Annotated in this window: 14 protein-coding genes and 1 rRNA gene; 9 read left to right on the forward strand and 6 right to left on the reverse strand. The window is 47.8% G+C overall.

From position 1 onward, the window contains the following. The 3 genes from ACYVJM_RS28845 to ACYVJM_RS28855 all read left to right on the forward strand — a co-directional run. Positions 1-146: ribosomal RNA gene (locus ACYVJM_RS28845) — 23S ribosomal RNA — on the forward strand; the annotation flags it as partial. Between the two features lie 124 nt (positions 147-270). Then, on the forward strand, positions 271-1,446 hold the full coding sequence (locus ACYVJM_RS28850) for an MFS transporter (RefSeq protein WP_461151596.1): 1,176 nt from the start codon (positions 271-273) through the stop codon (positions 1,444-1,446). A 95-nt stretch (positions 1,447-1,541) separates the two neighbouring features. Further along, the gene (locus ACYVJM_RS28855) at positions 1,542-1,811 is read left to right on the forward strand and encodes a hypothetical protein (RefSeq protein ID WP_461151597.1); all 270 of its coding nucleotides are present in this window, start codon (positions 1,542-1,544) and stop codon (positions 1,809-1,811) included. 16 nt (positions 1,812-1,827) lie between these two features. Here ACYVJM_RS28855 and ACYVJM_RS28860 read toward each other — a convergent pair whose 3' ends face one another. Beyond that, positions 1,828-2,478, reverse strand: a complete 651-nt coding sequence (locus tag ACYVJM_RS28860) for an HAD hydrolase-like protein (RefSeq protein ID WP_461151598.1) — start codon at positions 2,476-2,478, stop codon at positions 1,828-1,830. A gap of 170 nt (positions 2,479-2,648) precedes the next feature. On the opposite strand from ACYVJM_RS28860, the gene ACYVJM_RS28865 reads away from it, so the two are divergent. The 5 genes from ACYVJM_RS28865 to ACYVJM_RS28885 all read left to right on the forward strand — a co-directional run bounded on the left by ACYVJM_RS28865 (position 2,649) and on the right by ACYVJM_RS28885 (position 5,934). Next, on the forward strand, positions 2,649-2,990 hold the full coding sequence (locus ACYVJM_RS28865; RefSeq protein ID WP_461151599.1) for an HPF/RaiA family ribosome-associated protein: 342 nt from the start codon (positions 2,649-2,651) through the stop codon (positions 2,988-2,990). A 686-nt stretch (positions 2,991-3,676) separates the two neighbouring features. Next, positions 3,677-4,126 carry a response regulator transcription factor gene (locus ACYVJM_RS28870; RefSeq protein WP_461151600.1) on the forward strand — a complete coding sequence of 150 codons (450 nt, stop codon included), beginning with the start codon at positions 3,677-3,679 and terminating at the stop codon, positions 4,124-4,126. Positions 4,127-4,494: 368 nt separating this feature from the next. After that, complete coding sequence (locus ACYVJM_RS28875; protein WP_461151601.1) at positions 4,495-4,920, forward strand: LytTR family DNA-binding domain-containing protein; 426 nt, start codon at positions 4,495-4,497, stop codon at positions 4,918-4,920. Positions 4,921-5,239: 319 nt separating this feature from the next. After that, on the forward strand, positions 5,240-5,485 hold the full coding sequence (locus tag ACYVJM_RS28880) for a hypothetical protein (RefSeq protein WP_461151602.1): 246 nt from the start codon (positions 5,240-5,242) through the stop codon (positions 5,483-5,485). Positions 5,486-5,535: 50 nt separating this feature from the next. Next, positions 5,536-5,934 carry a response regulator gene (locus ACYVJM_RS28885; protein ID WP_461151603.1) on the forward strand — a complete coding sequence of 133 codons (399 nt, stop codon included), beginning with the start codon at positions 5,536-5,538 and terminating at the stop codon, positions 5,932-5,934. 82 nt (positions 5,935-6,016) lie between these two features. On the opposite strand, the gene ACYVJM_RS28890 is transcribed toward ACYVJM_RS28885, so the two are convergent. The 5 genes from ACYVJM_RS28890 to ACYVJM_RS28910 all read right to left on the reverse strand — a co-directional run bounded on the left by ACYVJM_RS28890 (position 6,017) and on the right by ACYVJM_RS28910 (position 12,433). Beyond that, positions 6,017-6,439, reverse strand: a complete 423-nt coding sequence (locus ACYVJM_RS28890; protein ID WP_461151604.1) for a response regulator — start codon at positions 6,437-6,439, stop codon at positions 6,017-6,019. A gap of 255 nt (positions 6,440-6,694) precedes the next feature. Further along, positions 6,695-6,865 carry a hypothetical protein gene (locus tag ACYVJM_RS28895; RefSeq protein ID WP_461151605.1) on the reverse strand — a complete coding sequence of 57 codons (171 nt, stop codon included), beginning with the start codon at positions 6,863-6,865 and terminating at the stop codon, positions 6,695-6,697. 347 nt (positions 6,866-7,212) lie between these two features. Continuing rightward, a complete protein-coding gene (locus ACYVJM_RS28900; protein ID WP_461151606.1) occupies positions 7,213-10,566 on the reverse strand; it encodes a UTP--glucose-1-phosphate uridylyltransferase in 3,354 nt (1,117 codons plus the stop codon). Positions 10,567-10,616: 50 nt separating this feature from the next. Then, positions 10,617-11,576 carry a UTP--glucose-1-phosphate uridylyltransferase gene (locus ACYVJM_RS28905; protein WP_461151607.1) on the reverse strand — a complete coding sequence of 320 codons (960 nt, stop codon included), beginning with the start codon at positions 11,574-11,576 and terminating at the stop codon, positions 10,617-10,619. A 191-nt stretch (positions 11,577-11,767) separates the two neighbouring features. Beyond that, positions 11,768-12,433, reverse strand: coding sequence for a GNAT family N-acetyltransferase (locus tag ACYVJM_RS28910; RefSeq protein ID WP_461151608.1), 666 nt, complete (start codon positions 12,431-12,433; stop codon positions 11,768-11,770). 435 nt (positions 12,434-12,868) lie between these two features. Between ACYVJM_RS28910 and tkt the strand changes: the two genes are divergently transcribed. After that, the gene (gene tkt / locus ACYVJM_RS28915; RefSeq protein WP_461151609.1) at positions 12,869-14,914 is read left to right on the forward strand and encodes a transketolase; all 2,046 of its coding nucleotides are present in this window, start codon (positions 12,869-12,871) and stop codon (positions 14,912-14,914) included. The last annotated feature ends 53 nt before the right edge of the window (positions 14,915-14,967 follow it).

The raw sequence follows: 14,967 nt of genomic DNA on the forward strand, positions 1-14,967 counted from the left end.
CTGAAAGCATCTAAGTGCGAAACTGGCCTGAAGATGAGTGTTCCGGTATAAAGGGGTGTTGTAGACGACGACGTTGATAGGCGGCAGGTGGAGGTGGTGAGAGCCATAAAGCCGAGCCGTACTAATGGCCCCGGAAGCGTATACAGTAATTGATATCTACTTTCTTGCTCAAACGGGACAAGACATATATAGTACCTAAAAGCCGCTCCTATAGGGGTGGCTTTTATTGTTTTATGGAGCTCAATAAGCAACCATTCTTACTTTTGCTGCATGAATAGCAAAACGTTAACACCCGGCCAGATTGCCATTATGGCCGTATCGGCAGGGGTGTGTGTCGCCAACATTTATTATAATCAACCTATACTACCTCACATAGCCCGCACATTTCAGGCAACTGAAAACGAAGTTGGCCGGGTAGCCGTACTGGCTCAGGCCGGGTACGGTGTAGGACTCTTTTTCCTGACTCCCCTTGGCGACAAATTAAACCGAAAACGGCTGATGCTGTTATTACAGGTTCTGCTCGTCATTGCGCTGGGATGTATGGCATTGGCCAGTAGTCTGTTGCTGGTGAATATGATGAGCTTTTTCATTGGCCTTTTTGCCGTTTCGGTTCAAATCATCGTGCCCATGGCTGCTAGTCTGGCGCGTGAAAACCGGGGGCGCGTTGTGGGTATTATCTTCACCGGCATTCTTATTGGGGTGTTGTTCGCCCGTGTTTTTAGTGGCTTTATCGCCGAGTGGTTCGGTTGGCGATACGTGTACGGTATTTCAGCGGGGATGGTAGGCGTAGTAGCCCTGGCGCTTCAGCTTTCGTTACCTGATGTACAATCGGCATTCACGGGCAGTTATGGACAGTTGATTTCGTCGACGCTGGCGCAGATAGGTCGCTTTCCACTTTTGCGCAACACGGCACTGTTAGGCGCACTGGTGTTTGGTACCTTTTGTTCGTTCTGGACAACCCTGACCTTTCACCTTAGTGGCCCGCCTTTTCAGTATCAGACGGGTACCATTGGCTTGTTTGGACTGTTGGCTATCGGAGCCGCTCTGCTGGCGCCTGTGTTCGGGAAGCAGGCCGACAAAGGCAATGCTCTCAAAATTCGCCTGTTTATGGCATCTCTCCTTATTTTAAGCGTACTGATCGTTAAAGTTTTCCCATTCTCGGCTACCGCGTTTATCATAACGGTTCTATTGCTGGATCTGGGCGCGCAGTCCATTCAGGTGACGAATACCGCGCTCATCTACACGCTGGACAGCACCGCGCATAGCCGTATCAACACAGTGTATATGACATCTTATTTTATAGGGGGAGCCATCGGAACCTTCGTTGGCATCCAGGCATGGGCCTGGGGTGGTTGGAACCTGGTGACCTGGCAACTGCTGCTCTGGAGCAGTCTGGCCATGCTTGCTCTGCTACTGGGCTCCCGGTTGAGAACCGTTACTACCTAATCTGCCCGGTCTAACTTTTTAGTCCAATTCGGGTTCTTTGTAAGAATACAGTCTCATAGAACCCGGTGCTGTGACGGAATCCAGCCAATCTGCTTATGAATGATCAACTAGCCTTATCCACCGTTGCCAACAAGCTTATCGAACGTTGGAAAACTGTAATGACCGAAGGCCAAAAAGCGAAGGATGCCCAGAATGAGCTGGTTGTAAACATCTACCAGCAGGAAAGGCAATTTCTGGAAAAGTTGATCGATGAGGTCAGTCAAACGTTAACCGATCCGTTACCGGAATGGGAAGCCTATAAGGAAAGACCCGCGCCCGATATTCTATTCAGCCCCGACTCAACCTTTGTGCAGCATCGATTTTAACGCTGGCCAATACAAGTTAGACTCCGTTGGGTCGATAGTGACCAAGTACCGTCTTCTGGATGTCATCAAGGGAGTCGAACAGGATGATATCCGGTTGAACTTTCAGCGCGCCAACGTGAGTATATCCCCAGGAAACGACTCCGATTGCCGCGTTAACTTTCCTGGCTGCATCAATATCCCGGATTTCGTCGCCAATACAAAGGGTTTCGCGGGGGCTAACGCCATATCTGGCCATCACCTTCCTGAATTTTTGCTGCTTACCAAACAGGGCTGTTCCACAGGCGTAGTACTGAATGAGGGCTGCATTGTCGGGACCTAAAACCTGACGGATGTTGGTTTCCGAGTTTGAGCTAACGATGGCTAATCGAACACCCTGCTCAGCCAATTGTTTCAACAGAGCAGATACACCAGTGAATAGCGGAATCTGGTCAATGTCCCGAGCCATTAGTTGGATGAACGAACGGGCAATGAATGGAATCTTCCAGGCGGGTAGCTTGGCGAGCTTCATCATTTGCCGGGCATCAAGTGCCCGCAGTTGATCAACATGGCCGGGCTCTATCTGCTTAAAATTATACCGTACCGCTAGTGTATTGATCGTACGCAAAAAGTAAGGAAACGAGTCTGCAAGGGTACCGTCAAAATCGAAAATGACCAGTTTGTAAAGCATGGATGTCTATTGAGTATTTATTGACTAAGCAAAAGCGTAACCCGAAGCACATCATTGGATTGCCGCCAAAGTCTTGGACCGTATCCTCATTATCTGGTTCAACACCAACGACTGCTCAGTTGGAACGTATTATGTTCAAGTTAGTACGGTAACCATAAATACCAATGATTATGAGCGATCAAAAAGGATTGGACGATGTACGTCTGTCAGTTAATGCGGTTGATATTACCGTCGATGATGCATTTCGGGATCGAATAGCCCAGGCACTGGTAAAACTTCGGCGATATTATAGTGGTGATCTAATTACAGCTGAAGTATTCCTGCGTGTAGAATCGCATGGCGGACCAAACGATAAGTCGCTACGCATCATCTATGGCGTACCAGGAACAGGTGTTTTTGCCGAAGAAGAGGGCGCTAACTGGGATACGATGCTTCATACCGTGGTTGGTAAATTAAAGCACCAACTGGAACGAAAATTTACCAACTCTCAAAATAGCTATCGGCAACATTAGCGTCAGGCCAGTGTATAACGCAACTTATTTATTGCTGATTCGCCGTTAGCAACGTTAATGACCGTATCAACTAGAAAAGGGAGCACTTAGGTGCTCCCTTTTCTAGTTGATACATCATTTAAGCCTCTACTGCCAGTTATGGCGAACGGGGTCAACGATTAACCTATATATTGATGAACACTAAGCCTGTTTTGTGATTCTTCCGTTCTGTAAGCCTAATCATACTGACTGTAGTGGAAAGCTCGGATGGAGTGTCGGGTTATTTAATCCAGCATGTCTTCCTGTTGGCTCAAGCTTGTCAACCAGCTTTAGTCAAAGCCTGATTTAGACTGAAAAGGTACTTTAAGCCAACAGGTCTGTCGTAAGACATTAGACTGGCTACGTAATGATCATCATCGAAAAAAACGGGTCCATAAGCTCATTATTTGGTTCAATACTTCTCAGGAGGGAATTTTTAGAAGCAACCTCAACGTTTTGTCCAATATTCTCTAAACAATGCTATAAAATGTAAGTTCTTATTAGGGTCAGACGTATATACGTGCTTAAACGCCGAAGTTAGTTGGATCGTTTAGGAAAGTTATAAGCTTGTTTCCCGGCGCGTTAAATGTCTGGTATACACTTCATCTAAATCACACACAGCAGCCGCTAAGTCTGGCAGACTACCGGCTGCGTATTCATCTTAACCCATGCCCGATGACCAGCGACGAAATCAAAAGTCTTCTTTTCCACTACTAGTGGCTGTATCGAATAGAGACCATCAACTACTCATTCAGTATAGTCTGATGGCCAGCATGCCACATGCACAAGTGGCATTTGCCGCAACGAGCGATGATGCGGCTGCCTACCTGGCAGAGGCAATTACAACAGAACCATTTCCTCGATTGGTGCTTCTGGACGTTTACCTGCCTTTTTTAGATGCCGGTTATCAGCTGATAAAACACATCAAAAAAACGTATCCTTATTTACCCATAGTTGCCATTAGCGGTGATCCCGATGCCACTATTGTTAAACACGCCTACGAACTGGGTGTCCATTCGCTTCTTATTAAACCCGTTTATTTAGAAGAGTGGGAACATTATTTTCGCGTATTTAACGCGTATTGGTCCGGGGTGGTAACCCTACCGCCCAGTATATAATCGGGTTGCAGAGAAAGGTTAAAAAAAGATCTACTCTTATTCGTAATCAGGCAGTTGGTGTATGACTGGACTACACAAACTATGATTATATTTTAATGTCTATGGATTTTGTAGTCTAATCCGTTCATTAGTAGGGTTTTAAACATACGCTCTTTTGTTCCTGTTAGTATATATCAACGTGCTTTTAAGCCGTAAAACATGTCTGACAATCCATTCACGATATGAAAAATCTGTTGATTATTGTTTCTGGAACTTTGTTGGTAAATGTCTTCCGATAGGTTGTTTGTCTATAGGATTCGTTGTCTGAATCCTATAGGCTGATAGTTATGATTAACTGTTTTTTGCAGAAAAACTTAACTTTTTCATCTATGAGGTCTCAACAAAACTTGACGGTAACAATTCAAATACCCGGCTACCGCCACATCCAGGATGCACAGCGTATTCTCAGGTTACAGGGCAGTGGTAACTACACAACGATTTATTTAAGAGATGCAGATAAACCGCTGCTGGTTAGTAAAAGTCTTGTGTACTTCGCCGATCAGTTACCGGATTTTATTCGAGTCAGTAAATCCAGCCTGATCAACCCCACTGATATTGTCAAAGTGACCCGATGGGATGCCAGAAGAATGGAAGTAGAATTAAGTGACGGCACATTACTGCCGGTTGCGCGTCGTCGTGCGGCCGACTTGCTGGCGGTGCTTCAGGAACAGGTAGATCGTCGGAAAATCGTGCAGAGAGAGCCGTCCTGGAGTATTCATTTGGTAGCTAACCAACTCGTCAGACCTTATAAATAAGCACACCTTAAGGGCGTTTCGATCTGCGCGATCTTACCCGCGCAAGTATCTGCAGCCTGTCTTGATTAAGGCATGGGCTGTAACATTTCCGCTTTATTTAAAACTATTTCATGCGGTCATATGTGTTCAGTACAAACACACATAAATTGGCTTATATTGATAAAATCGTATCAAAATCCGATATTTCGTTGACTTATTTTGGGCTTTAATAAACAGGTGATGCTCTGTTTTTTCGATTTGATACTGACTCTATTCAGGGTAATATAAAACCACTGGGTCATCAATTCGTTAAACAGATACACCTTAAACCAACAAAGCCATGAAAATGAACACCCATCCTCTGGTAAATCTGGAAGTAAGTCTGGATGAGTTACTGTATGCGTTCAAGCAACTTCCCCAAAAGAACGAAGGTCAACAAAGCCATTTTTCTGTAAAATTTCCCGTAACCAACGATTATGGTAATGCTAGTGAGCGTCAATTACTTTTTAGTTGGAATGAAGCGTACGATGACTGGGAGTTAAACACAAAAGGTCATGATCTATTGATCACAGCCTCTGTCCGATGATTTTCATGGGTCAAATAGCTGTGAAAGTTGTCAACAAAACGGTACAAACTATGGAGAACGCCAAACAAGTGATCATTATTGATGACGATGATGATGATTGTTTATTTTTGGAACAGGGCTTGCAAAAACAAACGTCAAATCTGGTAATTTCTCGTTTTGTATCGGGCGATGAATTTATTAATTCCCGGCTATGGCAACAAGAAGAACACAGTTATAAACTCATCTTATTGGAATTTATCTTACCCGGCGAGGATGGGTTAGACTGGTTAAAACTGTTCCTGAAACATGAATGCTGCCAGAACATACCTGTAGTCATGTACTCCAGTTTAGCCATAGAGCCTCAAACTTGTAAGCAGGCCGGTGCTGCTGATTATATTACCAAACCCTGCGATTTAGACGAACTTGATCTGGTCTCTGAAAAGATATGCCTTAGCTGGTTGTTCGACTAAGTAGTCGGCCAGTAGTGCGTTTGGAGCAGAACTCTTAGACAAATGCTGGTTAGAAATGCAGAGTGACAGGAGTCTGCCAGGCTTATTTGATGGCTGCTGATTTGCCCTCTAACCAGGTCCGCTTTAACTCGATAACAACCTGATTAAGCTGTTTCAACGTTGGGGGCTTGGTAATAAAACCATTAGCCTTTAACTCAGAAGCCATTTGTCGATCTGCCAGTTGATCAGACGTAGTCAGGATAATTACCGGTACAGAGTTATATCTGGAGTTTTGGCGGATTAAGCGAAGTGATTCGAAACCGCCCATGATCGGCATATTTATATCCAGCAGGACTAAAGAGGGTAGAACTGCTGCATCGATCAAAGCCTGTAACAGTTCTTCACCGCTGGTTAACGGTCTTATTTCACAAGTTGGGCAGTACTGTTGAAATACCTGTTGCATTAAAAAGCGATCATCTTCATCGTCGTCGACATGAAAGATGTATTCATATGGGTTTTGAATCATGCTCAAGTTATTCGGTAGGTAATCGACGTTAAGATGGGTAACGCTGAAATAAGTTATATTGATATACAACAGACTACACGAATTAATGAGCGATTAGAAGGGTAGTCGGTTTACAGGAAAACATTTCCTTTGGTCGCTCATTAATTCGTATTAAGTCATATCAGTGGATACAACTTTCTTCCAAAATAACATTGAGATAACAGGGTGTACTGAGGAGTCCGAAGGGCACCTGTACCACAAAGACGGGCATACTTGTCAGGCTACCGGAAGTAAAATATCTTCCCATTCCTGCCGAAGTTTCCCTAACGGGCCACTAAAGTAACTTCCATCGAAAGCATTTAACGGCAAATTGATCAGGTTCTTATTGGCACCAATTATCCGAACATCAGTCAATTTCCAGCCGTGGTTCATTAACTCGGTTAGCATGTCCAAGCCAGATTCAAGGTTTGGACCTCCATAACTACATTCCTGTAAGTCGCCTGAAGAATCAGCGTATTTAAAACAGATAATTATCATGATGATTGAAGTTACAGTGAAATATTAGATGCAAATTCGTATTTCCTGGATATTTAAATTTACCATCCAATAAATATTTATTCATAGTTTATTGGATGGTCGTAAATAATGAAATACGTGGCTTTTTTTAGCCGAAGGCAGCGGAATTTTTTAAACTGTAATTCATAAAGACACATCAAAAAAAGTGTCCTTAAGAACAAATCAGTTTGTTCTTAAGGACACTGGATGATACTGGGTTGATACCCTCTTATTTACAATTACTTTGCAGGTTGACTGCTCGCAAATGTGCAGAGCGAAGCAACATAGTCTTTACTGCCATCGGTGACCCACGAGTCCAGCTGGGCCGGATCTTTCATCTGCTGCCCGCGGTATCTGGGAACCGCAACATAGCCGCATTTGACATCGGCCAGTGCCGACATATCGCTCCATAACTTCTCAATCTGCGCAACGGGGTAAATATCTTCCTGCCCATGTCCCCAGCGGTATTTTACATCCTTGATGGTAACATAAGTAGGAATTCGGTGCCCGATGCTCCGAACGGCTTTGGCCAGTTGTGCTTCGTCGCCGTTTTGCAGATCGGTGCGACTCAGGCCAAAAAGCTGAAGCAGTGGATCAATCTGAATCCAGGTAGTCATGGTATTGTAATAGCTCAGATTGAGTTCGTCGTCCTCGCGGGGCTGCGCCAGACCTTCCAGCAGGCGAACATGACCGTTTACTCTGGCCAGTCCACCCCCCCGATCTTCAATCCGACGGGGCACTACCTCGAATGTGAGCGCATTGCCCGATTCGAGGTGATAGCCCAGAACGGCCGGGTCTACATTGGCACCCAGCGTGTCGATATTATGCAGCATGATGGTTTCTACCTGCGGATTGTCGGCAAGCAGCTTTGCCAGGGTACCATTGCGCAGCAGGTTAGAGACTTCGTACCAGTGACCCAGCGGGGAAAACCGCTGTGCGGCAATATTATCGACATAATCGGTGCCTTCGCCTTTTGCTTTCGCCCAGGCAATCATCGACTGGCGTACGGCATCCCGCACTTTCTGCTTGTTCTCATCCAGCGTTTCCTGCGGCATTTCCTCCCACATAAACCGCAAATCGCGTTCCATCGGCACAAAACGCTGCCCGATCGAACGGCCCGGCGATAGGAAAGCAGGTCCGTGATAACCAAAGTTGTTCGTTTGTTCCAGCTTTTTCCGAATAGGCTCATGCGTCAGATAGCTGGTGGCAACAAGGTGCGGAATGGCCGCGTTGTACTGCTCAGCTATTTTTCGGGTCTTGGCCATGTGGATTTCCAGGAAGCTCCGGTGCTCGCCGTCCATATCAACGAACGGATTAATGGCCTTGATGACCCCGGCGCCTTTGGTCCAGCGGCTGCCAACGCCAGCAGCCAGACTCATGATTGCCACCTTGCCTGCCCTGATGGCTTGTTCGCCGGCCTGGGTTGATGTGGCCAGCGAATCGAACTGGACCAGGTCTTCCGGTAAAACGTCTTCAATGGTCGTTTCAGCCGACAGCCGGTTACGGGCCAGTCCAATACGACCTTTCTGAAGTTCTTCCCGAATTTCGCCGTGCTGGATGTAATCGAATCCGTTCTCTTTCTTAATACGGTCGGCTTTGTCGTTTTCGGTGCTCCGGTTGCCCTGCGATGTAGGATCGGATACTTTAAAGAGATTGCTGACGATGGTTCGCAGCAATGGGTAAGCCAGGTTGTTTTGGTCGCAATAGGTAGTAAAATAGTCTATTTCTGCCCGGCGAACATACGGAATCGAACTGGGGTCTTTCCGCACCAGTTCCGACACTTGTATACCGTAATACTGTTCGGGCATTAATGCCTGATTGCCCTCCTGCAGCGTTGCCCAAGTACCTCTTGGGTTAATGCTCCAGTTGTAAACTACTGGCTCCATAGCAAAGGGTAGGGAGTCTGAGAGCTCGTTTTTGGTTTTACGGAGCATCTCCAGCACCTGTAACTTGTATTCTTCATAGCGGTCCGGGTTAACGAACATACCCATACCTCCGCCAGACATACCCCCCAGCATCAGGAAACCATAATAATCATCGCCAATCTGTTTTTTTGCTCTGGCAATGATTTGCTCCGTAAAATACGTCGACGCCCAGGGAATGATGGTTTTGATGGGGAACTCCCAGTTCCGGGCAGTATTCTCCCCCAGTTTCCGGATGTCGCCTTCCTTGATAGCCCCCAGGATATTGTCGAAGATCTGGTTCGTCTGCTGGCGGGCGGCCCATTCCTTGTCGCCACGGAGGAGGTATTTCTCGGTAACCATCTCCAGAATCGGCCCCACGTTGGAAGCCATACCACCGTGCATCAGCACAAGCGAGTTCATGATTTTTTCCTGAATCTCAGGGTGTACCTCGCTGCCTTCCAGCACGCGGTGGCGGGGGAGGAGCGTACCCCGGCTGATGCCCGACTCCGGATCGCCTTCCTGCGCAAACGTACCCTGAATGGCTTTGATGCCCGGCCAAACGCCCCCCGAATCCTGCCAGCCACCGCCGGAGCCGCCAATCCACTCGCCCAGAATAGCTCTTGAGGCCACCAGACGCCGTTCACTTTCCAGCAAGCCGCCTTCCAGACTTTGCGTTTGTCCGGTTGCGCGCATCAGCAGACTAATGATGGACCCCAGCAGGTTTGTGGAAACGGCAAAGCGCGAACCCTTCGGAATATCGTTTACTTTCGTAACCAGTTCGATACCCATACCGGGCGCCACGATACGGGTCAGGATTTCGGCCAGCGACTGGTTAGTGCCTTCAAACGAAGGCGGAATTAAGCCAGAGGCAATAACCCCGGCTTTGACCAGACTCAGGTAATCATTACCGAAATTGAACAGATCGGCAAGGTCGTGAATATCCTTGGTGGTGTTCAGGTCAACGCTGGTCAGACGCAGCACTGGCTCCGAGATAACCCGTACGTAACAGTGCAGTGGCGGCCGAATATCTTTGTCGCGGCCAAAAACGCCCAAATCGATCGATATATTGATAACCCTGGCTCCTTCGGGGTAGTCCATTCCCAGAAAGAAAATATCGGACCAGCCACTGTGGGTCAAGTCCATCCGCACCGATGTCTGTTCGTGCAGGATCGGGTAGAAAAGCGAGTTCTCCGGCCGTTTCAGCAGGTTTGGGTGAATACGAATAGGATGCTCTGCCTGATGCCCGACCCGGAACATCCACTGGTTGCCCTTACTGGAACGAACGCTCTTACGAACCTGGTCGGCCAGAATCTGGAAAGATAACTGATGATAACTATCGGCTAACGCACTGAACAATGTGGCATTAGGCCCATGACGGTCCAGGTCCTGCAAAAAAGCAACGATGGCCTGTTCAAACCGGCGGGACAATAGATCTTCAAAACCGGCGTAGGGAATTTTGCCGATGGCCGGGGTTGCTTTGTCTTCCATCAGGAAAAAGCGGAAACCGGCATACAGGAAGAGAATCGCCCTGACTTTGTCGTACAGGTTGGGTGTTGATTTTCTGAACTCATCCAGTTCGCGGAGGGCTTTCAGTAAATCTTTGGCAGATAAATTTCGGCTTAACTCAAAGAAGGATCGGTTACGGGCAGAGGAATCAGCAGAAGTAATTGTTTCTATAAAAACATTCATGTTGATTGATGCTAGGAAACTAATAGGAAGTTTCGGGATGACAAAGTGCCTTATTGAACCTGTTGTGCCTTTCGGGTATTTGCTTCGGCCAGCAGTTCAACCATAGAGGTCAGGGTTTCGTCATGGGCTACACCCGCTAGTCCTAGCGCCATTTGCGCCCGGAGCAGGCCCTGGCGTCCGCTTAAGTCGTACCGATTTCCTTTCACTTCCAGCGCCAGGTATTTTTCGGTATCGGCTAAAGCCTGAAGGGCCGGTGTTAACAGAACGTTTTTACTGCCTTCTGTTAATTGCTTTTCCAGCAGTGAGAAAACAGTAGGCGTTAACACGTGCATACCGAAGAAACAGAGGTAGTAACCCACCCGCAAACCGGGCGTTTGCAATTCAAGTTCGGCAACGCTCAAAGATGGCTTCTCAATAAGTTTCTCGATCTGATATACCCCCGTCATGTTGGGTACGTGCTTGCCGGTCAGGGTGCCGTACCGTCCAATCTGATGCTCGATGGTTGGGTTAACCGCCGATACCGAGCAGTTCTCCTGCATGGCCAGTTCGATCAACTGGGCTGCACATCGTTTACGGGTAAGGTTTGAGACGTACAGATAATCACCTAACAGGAGTAAAAAAGGTTCATCGTTGACAAACTCCTTCGCGCAGTAAACGGCATGACCATAGCCAAGGGGCTCCTGTTGCTCCGTAAATTGGATTCGACTGATGAGGTTGTCGATCTTTTCAGCCTCTTCCCGCGCCCAGTCAACACCCTTGTACGATTTGACCAGATTGTCTCGTAACGAGGTGAAGGCGTTGATGTATCGTTCACCATCGCCGGGGGCACAAACGACGCATATTTCGTCAATGCCGCTCAAAAAAGCTTCTTCGGCAATCGCCTGAATGACTGGTTTGTGTAAGCCATCGGTATCAATAACCGGGAGCATGGCTTTTTGAATCGTGTCGGCTACCGGATACAATCGTTCCCCGCGAGCGGCTGCTGTGATAACTGCTTTTTTTATTTTCATTAGTTAGTGAGGTATTCAACTGTCGAAGATAATAGGACAAAACTAATTTATCTATGCTTAGCCGCCCGATCAACCGTACTTATATTGACTTTTTAGTATAGGACGTAAAATAATGGAAAGTATAGGGTTACAGCCGTTGTGGAACCGCACAACTGAAGACAGACAGAAGTCCCGGAAATGACTCAGAGGCCTTATTGTTGTTCCAGTTTGAAGGTCGCCATCGCGTTCACCGTTGCCCACGAAAAGGGGAGCCACCGACCGGTATTTTCATCGAACACCTCGGTAGCGGCTTCGCAGGGAAATAGCTTGTAATCAAATTTTGGGTAGTAGCTCACCAGATAGCCGGGATAATAGTACTGTTTATGTCGATTTCGCGCGTGGTTTATCTTGAGCAGCATGAGGTATTTACCAAGGCTATGCTTACGATAGTCCGGATGGTAAAAATTCATGATGCCCGCAATACTGGTTTCTCCATTATCAAAGATTCCCACCGCAATGAGCTTGTTGTTATCCCGTACTTCAATGGTATAAGTATCGAAGCCAGACGTAAGCGCCCCGTTCAGTAACCAGAATTCGACCGAAAGCGGGGCGTCAAAATCGACCGATTTTTTATAAAGCGCGTAGAGGGTTTCAATTTCCGGCGTTAATACGAACGGCTGTACGGTTACTGAAAACTTTTCATTGATGCGAAGTAGGCGGGATTGCTTTGGACCGAATGCAACGCTGGCCAGGGACAGCCTCAGCCAGTGTACCGGGCAGAGGGTATCGTTAAAAACAATGTACTGGCAGGTGAACACCTCCTGCTGCATTCGGAAATAGCCTATACTGAGGAATAAGTCTAATTCGCTTCCTTTCATTTAGGGTGGGACGTCAATAGAGAACGCCTTTTTTACGGTTATCGATTGAGGGCAATTTAACGCAAAATTCGGTACAGATTTGGCAAATCAGATAGTAAGTATGCACTGTTGATGTAAGAAAGGCAATGCATAAGAGATCGATAAAATGTGTCGCCAGATGCAGCCTGTGTCGGACCTGAATACGCTGCCGGAAAACGTATGGTACTGAGGCTGGTAAGGTAAACCCTTTTTGTCTATCGATTTATAGATGATCAATATTGCCCTTGCCAACTAATTGACTTGACTAACCAGCTGTTAATCAGCTTGTTTTTATTGAGTCGCTAAGTTTTTTCAATCTTCTTTTGTGTTTGATAGTTAAATTATAACAGCTGTTAGTCGGCCGGATAGCTGCGCCGGTAACATCGGATCATTTTTCAACGTTTGCCTTTTTTCGTTATGACCACTCAATCGGTTGATCTCGACCAACTCAGTATCAATACCATCCGGCTTTTGTCGGTTGATGCGGTTCAGAAAGCTAATTCTGGACACCCCGGCCTGCCTCTTGGTGCGGCTCCCATGGCCTATGTGCTCTGGTCCCGCTTTTTGCGGTTCAATCCAAAAGACCCGCACTGGCCCGATCGGGACCGGTTTGTTCTATCGGCCGGGCACGGTTCTGCCTTGTTATACAGCCTGTTGCATCTGTATGGGTATGATCTCTCGCTGGATGATATAAAAGCTTTTCGGCAGATCCACTCCCGCACGCCGGGCCACCCCGAGTCCAACCTGACACCCGGCGTTGAGGTAACTACCGGCCCGCTTGGACAGGGGTTTGCCAATGGGGTAGGTATGGCTATGGCCGAAGCGTTTCTGGCCGCAACCTATAACCGGGATGGCCACACGGTCATGGATCATTATACCTATTCCATTGTCAGTGATGGCGATCTAATGGAGGGCATCGCGTCTGAAGCAGCCTCTCTGGCGGGGCACCTCAAACTTGGAAAGCTAATTTATCTATACGACGACAACCTGATCTCGTTGGATGGGCCTACCAATCTGGCGTTTACCGAAGATCGGATGGCGCGCTTCGATGCGTACGGCTGGCATACACAGCACGTGGCTGATGGGAACGATCTGGAAGCCATCGACCAGGCCATACGCACAGCCCAGGCCGAAACGGACCGGCCGTCGATCATTGCCGTGCGTACGGTTATCGGCTTTGGCAGCCCAATGGAAGGAACCAGCAAAGTACATGGCAGCCCGCTGGGTGATGAAAATCTACGGAAAACGAAAGCGTTCTATGGGTTCGACCCCGATCAAACGTTTGTCATTCCCGACGAAGTAAAACCGCATTTACTGAAAGCCGGAAGTCGGGGTGCCGAGCTTCAGGCCGACTGGCAAAAACGATTTGAAACGTATAAAAGCCAGTTCTCCGATCAGGCCAATCTATTTGACGTGTCATTTTCGGGCAAGTTCCCCAGCGATTGGGAAGCTGATTTGCCCAAATTTACGCCTGCCGATGGGCCACTGGCTACCCGGCAGGCGTCCGGTAAAGCACTGGAAGCGTTGAAAAAACGGGTTCCTTATCTTTTTGGCGGCTCTGCCGATCTGGCCTCCTCCAATGAGATGCCAACGAAGGGCGACATTAGTTTTCAGCCCGGTAAGTACGGTAATTCGAATATCTGGTTCGGGGTGCGTGAACACGCTATGGGCGCGGCCTTAAACGGCATGGCCCAGCACGGTGGCGTGCATCCCTACGGCGGTACCTTCCTCAACTTTTCTGATTACATGCGGGGAGCCATCCGGCTGACGGCGCTGGCGGAGTCATCGGCGACATTTGTATTCACGCACGACAGTATTGGCCTGGGCGAAGATGGACCCACACACCAGCCCATCGAGCAGGTTGTTTCGTTGCGAACCGTACCAAACATAATTGTTCTGCGGCCCGCCGACGCCAACGAAACGGTTGAAGCCTGGCGCGTGGCTTTGCAACAGCCAAAGACGCCGGTAGTGCTGATACTCTCCCGGCAGAAGCTTCCCGTGCTGGATCAGGAAAAATACGGCTCGGCACGTGGTCTTAAGAAAGGGGCATACATTTTAAGTGAAGCGGAAGGAACGCCCGAGCTGATTCTGATTGCCACAGGCTCTGAGGTGTCGTTGGTACTGGAAGCGCAGACCGAACTTAAGAAACAGGGTATTCAGGCCCGGGTTGTTAGTATGCCCTCCTGGGAGCTGTTCGAAAAACAGGATCAGGCGTATCATCATGAAGTATTGCCACCATCCATTCGGAAGCGACTGGCCGTTGAAATGGGCTCACCAATTGGCTGGCATAAGTATGTAACGGACGAAGGCACAACCGTTAGTATGAACCGCTTTGGCTTATCCGGCCCCGCCGAAGAGGTAATGGCTTACTTTGGTTTCACCGTTGACAATGTAGTAAAAACGGCCAAAGCTGTGCTGGAAAGTAATCCTGATGGTATTGAGAAGAAAGAAGTATTATCCTGATATTGTCCAAAAAAAAGCCCTTCGAGCAGTTGAAGGGCTTTTTGTATGAATTT

Source organism: Spirosoma pulveris, assembly GCF_054781875.1.

Coding starts and splice junctions, on each gene's coding strand:
- ACYVJM_RS28895 (WP_461151605.1), bottom strand. CDS start 6,865: ATGCTAACCGAGTTAATGAACCACGGCTGGAAATTGACTGATGTTCGG.
- ACYVJM_RS28900 (WP_461151606.1), bottom strand. CDS start 10,566: ATGAATGTTTTTATAGAAACAATTACTTCTGCTGATTCCTCTGCCCGT.
- ACYVJM_RS28885 (WP_461151603.1), top strand. CDS start 5,536: ATGGAGAACGCCAAACAAGTGATCATTATTGATGACGATGATGATGAT.
- ACYVJM_RS28890 (WP_461151604.1), bottom strand. CDS start 6,439: ATGATTCAAAACCCATATGAATACATCTTTCATGTCGACGACGATGAA.
- tkt (WP_461151609.1), top strand. CDS start 12,869: ATGACCACTCAATCGGTTGATCTCGACCAACTCAGTATCAATACCATC.
- ACYVJM_RS28860 (WP_461151598.1), bottom strand. CDS start 2,478: ATGCTTTACAAACTGGTCATTTTCGATTTTGACGGTACCCTTGCAGAC.
- ACYVJM_RS28850 (WP_461151596.1), top strand. CDS start 271: ATGAATAGCAAAACGTTAACACCCGGCCAGATTGCCATTATGGCCGTA.
- ACYVJM_RS28905 (WP_461151607.1), bottom strand. CDS start 11,576: ATGAAAATAAAAAAAGCAGTTATCACAGCAGCCGCTCGCGGGGAACGA.
- ACYVJM_RS28865 (WP_461151599.1), top strand. CDS start 2,649: ATGAGCGATCAAAAAGGATTGGACGATGTACGTCTGTCAGTTAATGCG.
- ACYVJM_RS28875 (WP_461151601.1), top strand. CDS start 4,495: ATGAGGTCTCAACAAAACTTGACGGTAACAATTCAAATACCCGGCTAC.
- ACYVJM_RS28870 (WP_461151600.1), top strand. CDS start 3,677: ATGCCCGATGACCAGCGACGAAATCAAAAGTCTTCTTTTCCACTACTA.
- ACYVJM_RS28855 (WP_461151597.1), top strand. CDS start 1,542: ATGAATGATCAACTAGCCTTATCCACCGTTGCCAACAAGCTTATCGAA.
- ACYVJM_RS28910 (WP_461151608.1), bottom strand. CDS start 12,433: ATGAAAGGAAGCGAATTAGACTTATTCCTCAGTATAGGCTATTTCCGA.
- ACYVJM_RS28880 (WP_461151602.1), top strand. CDS start 5,240: ATGAAAATGAACACCCATCCTCTGGTAAATCTGGAAGTAAGTCTGGAT.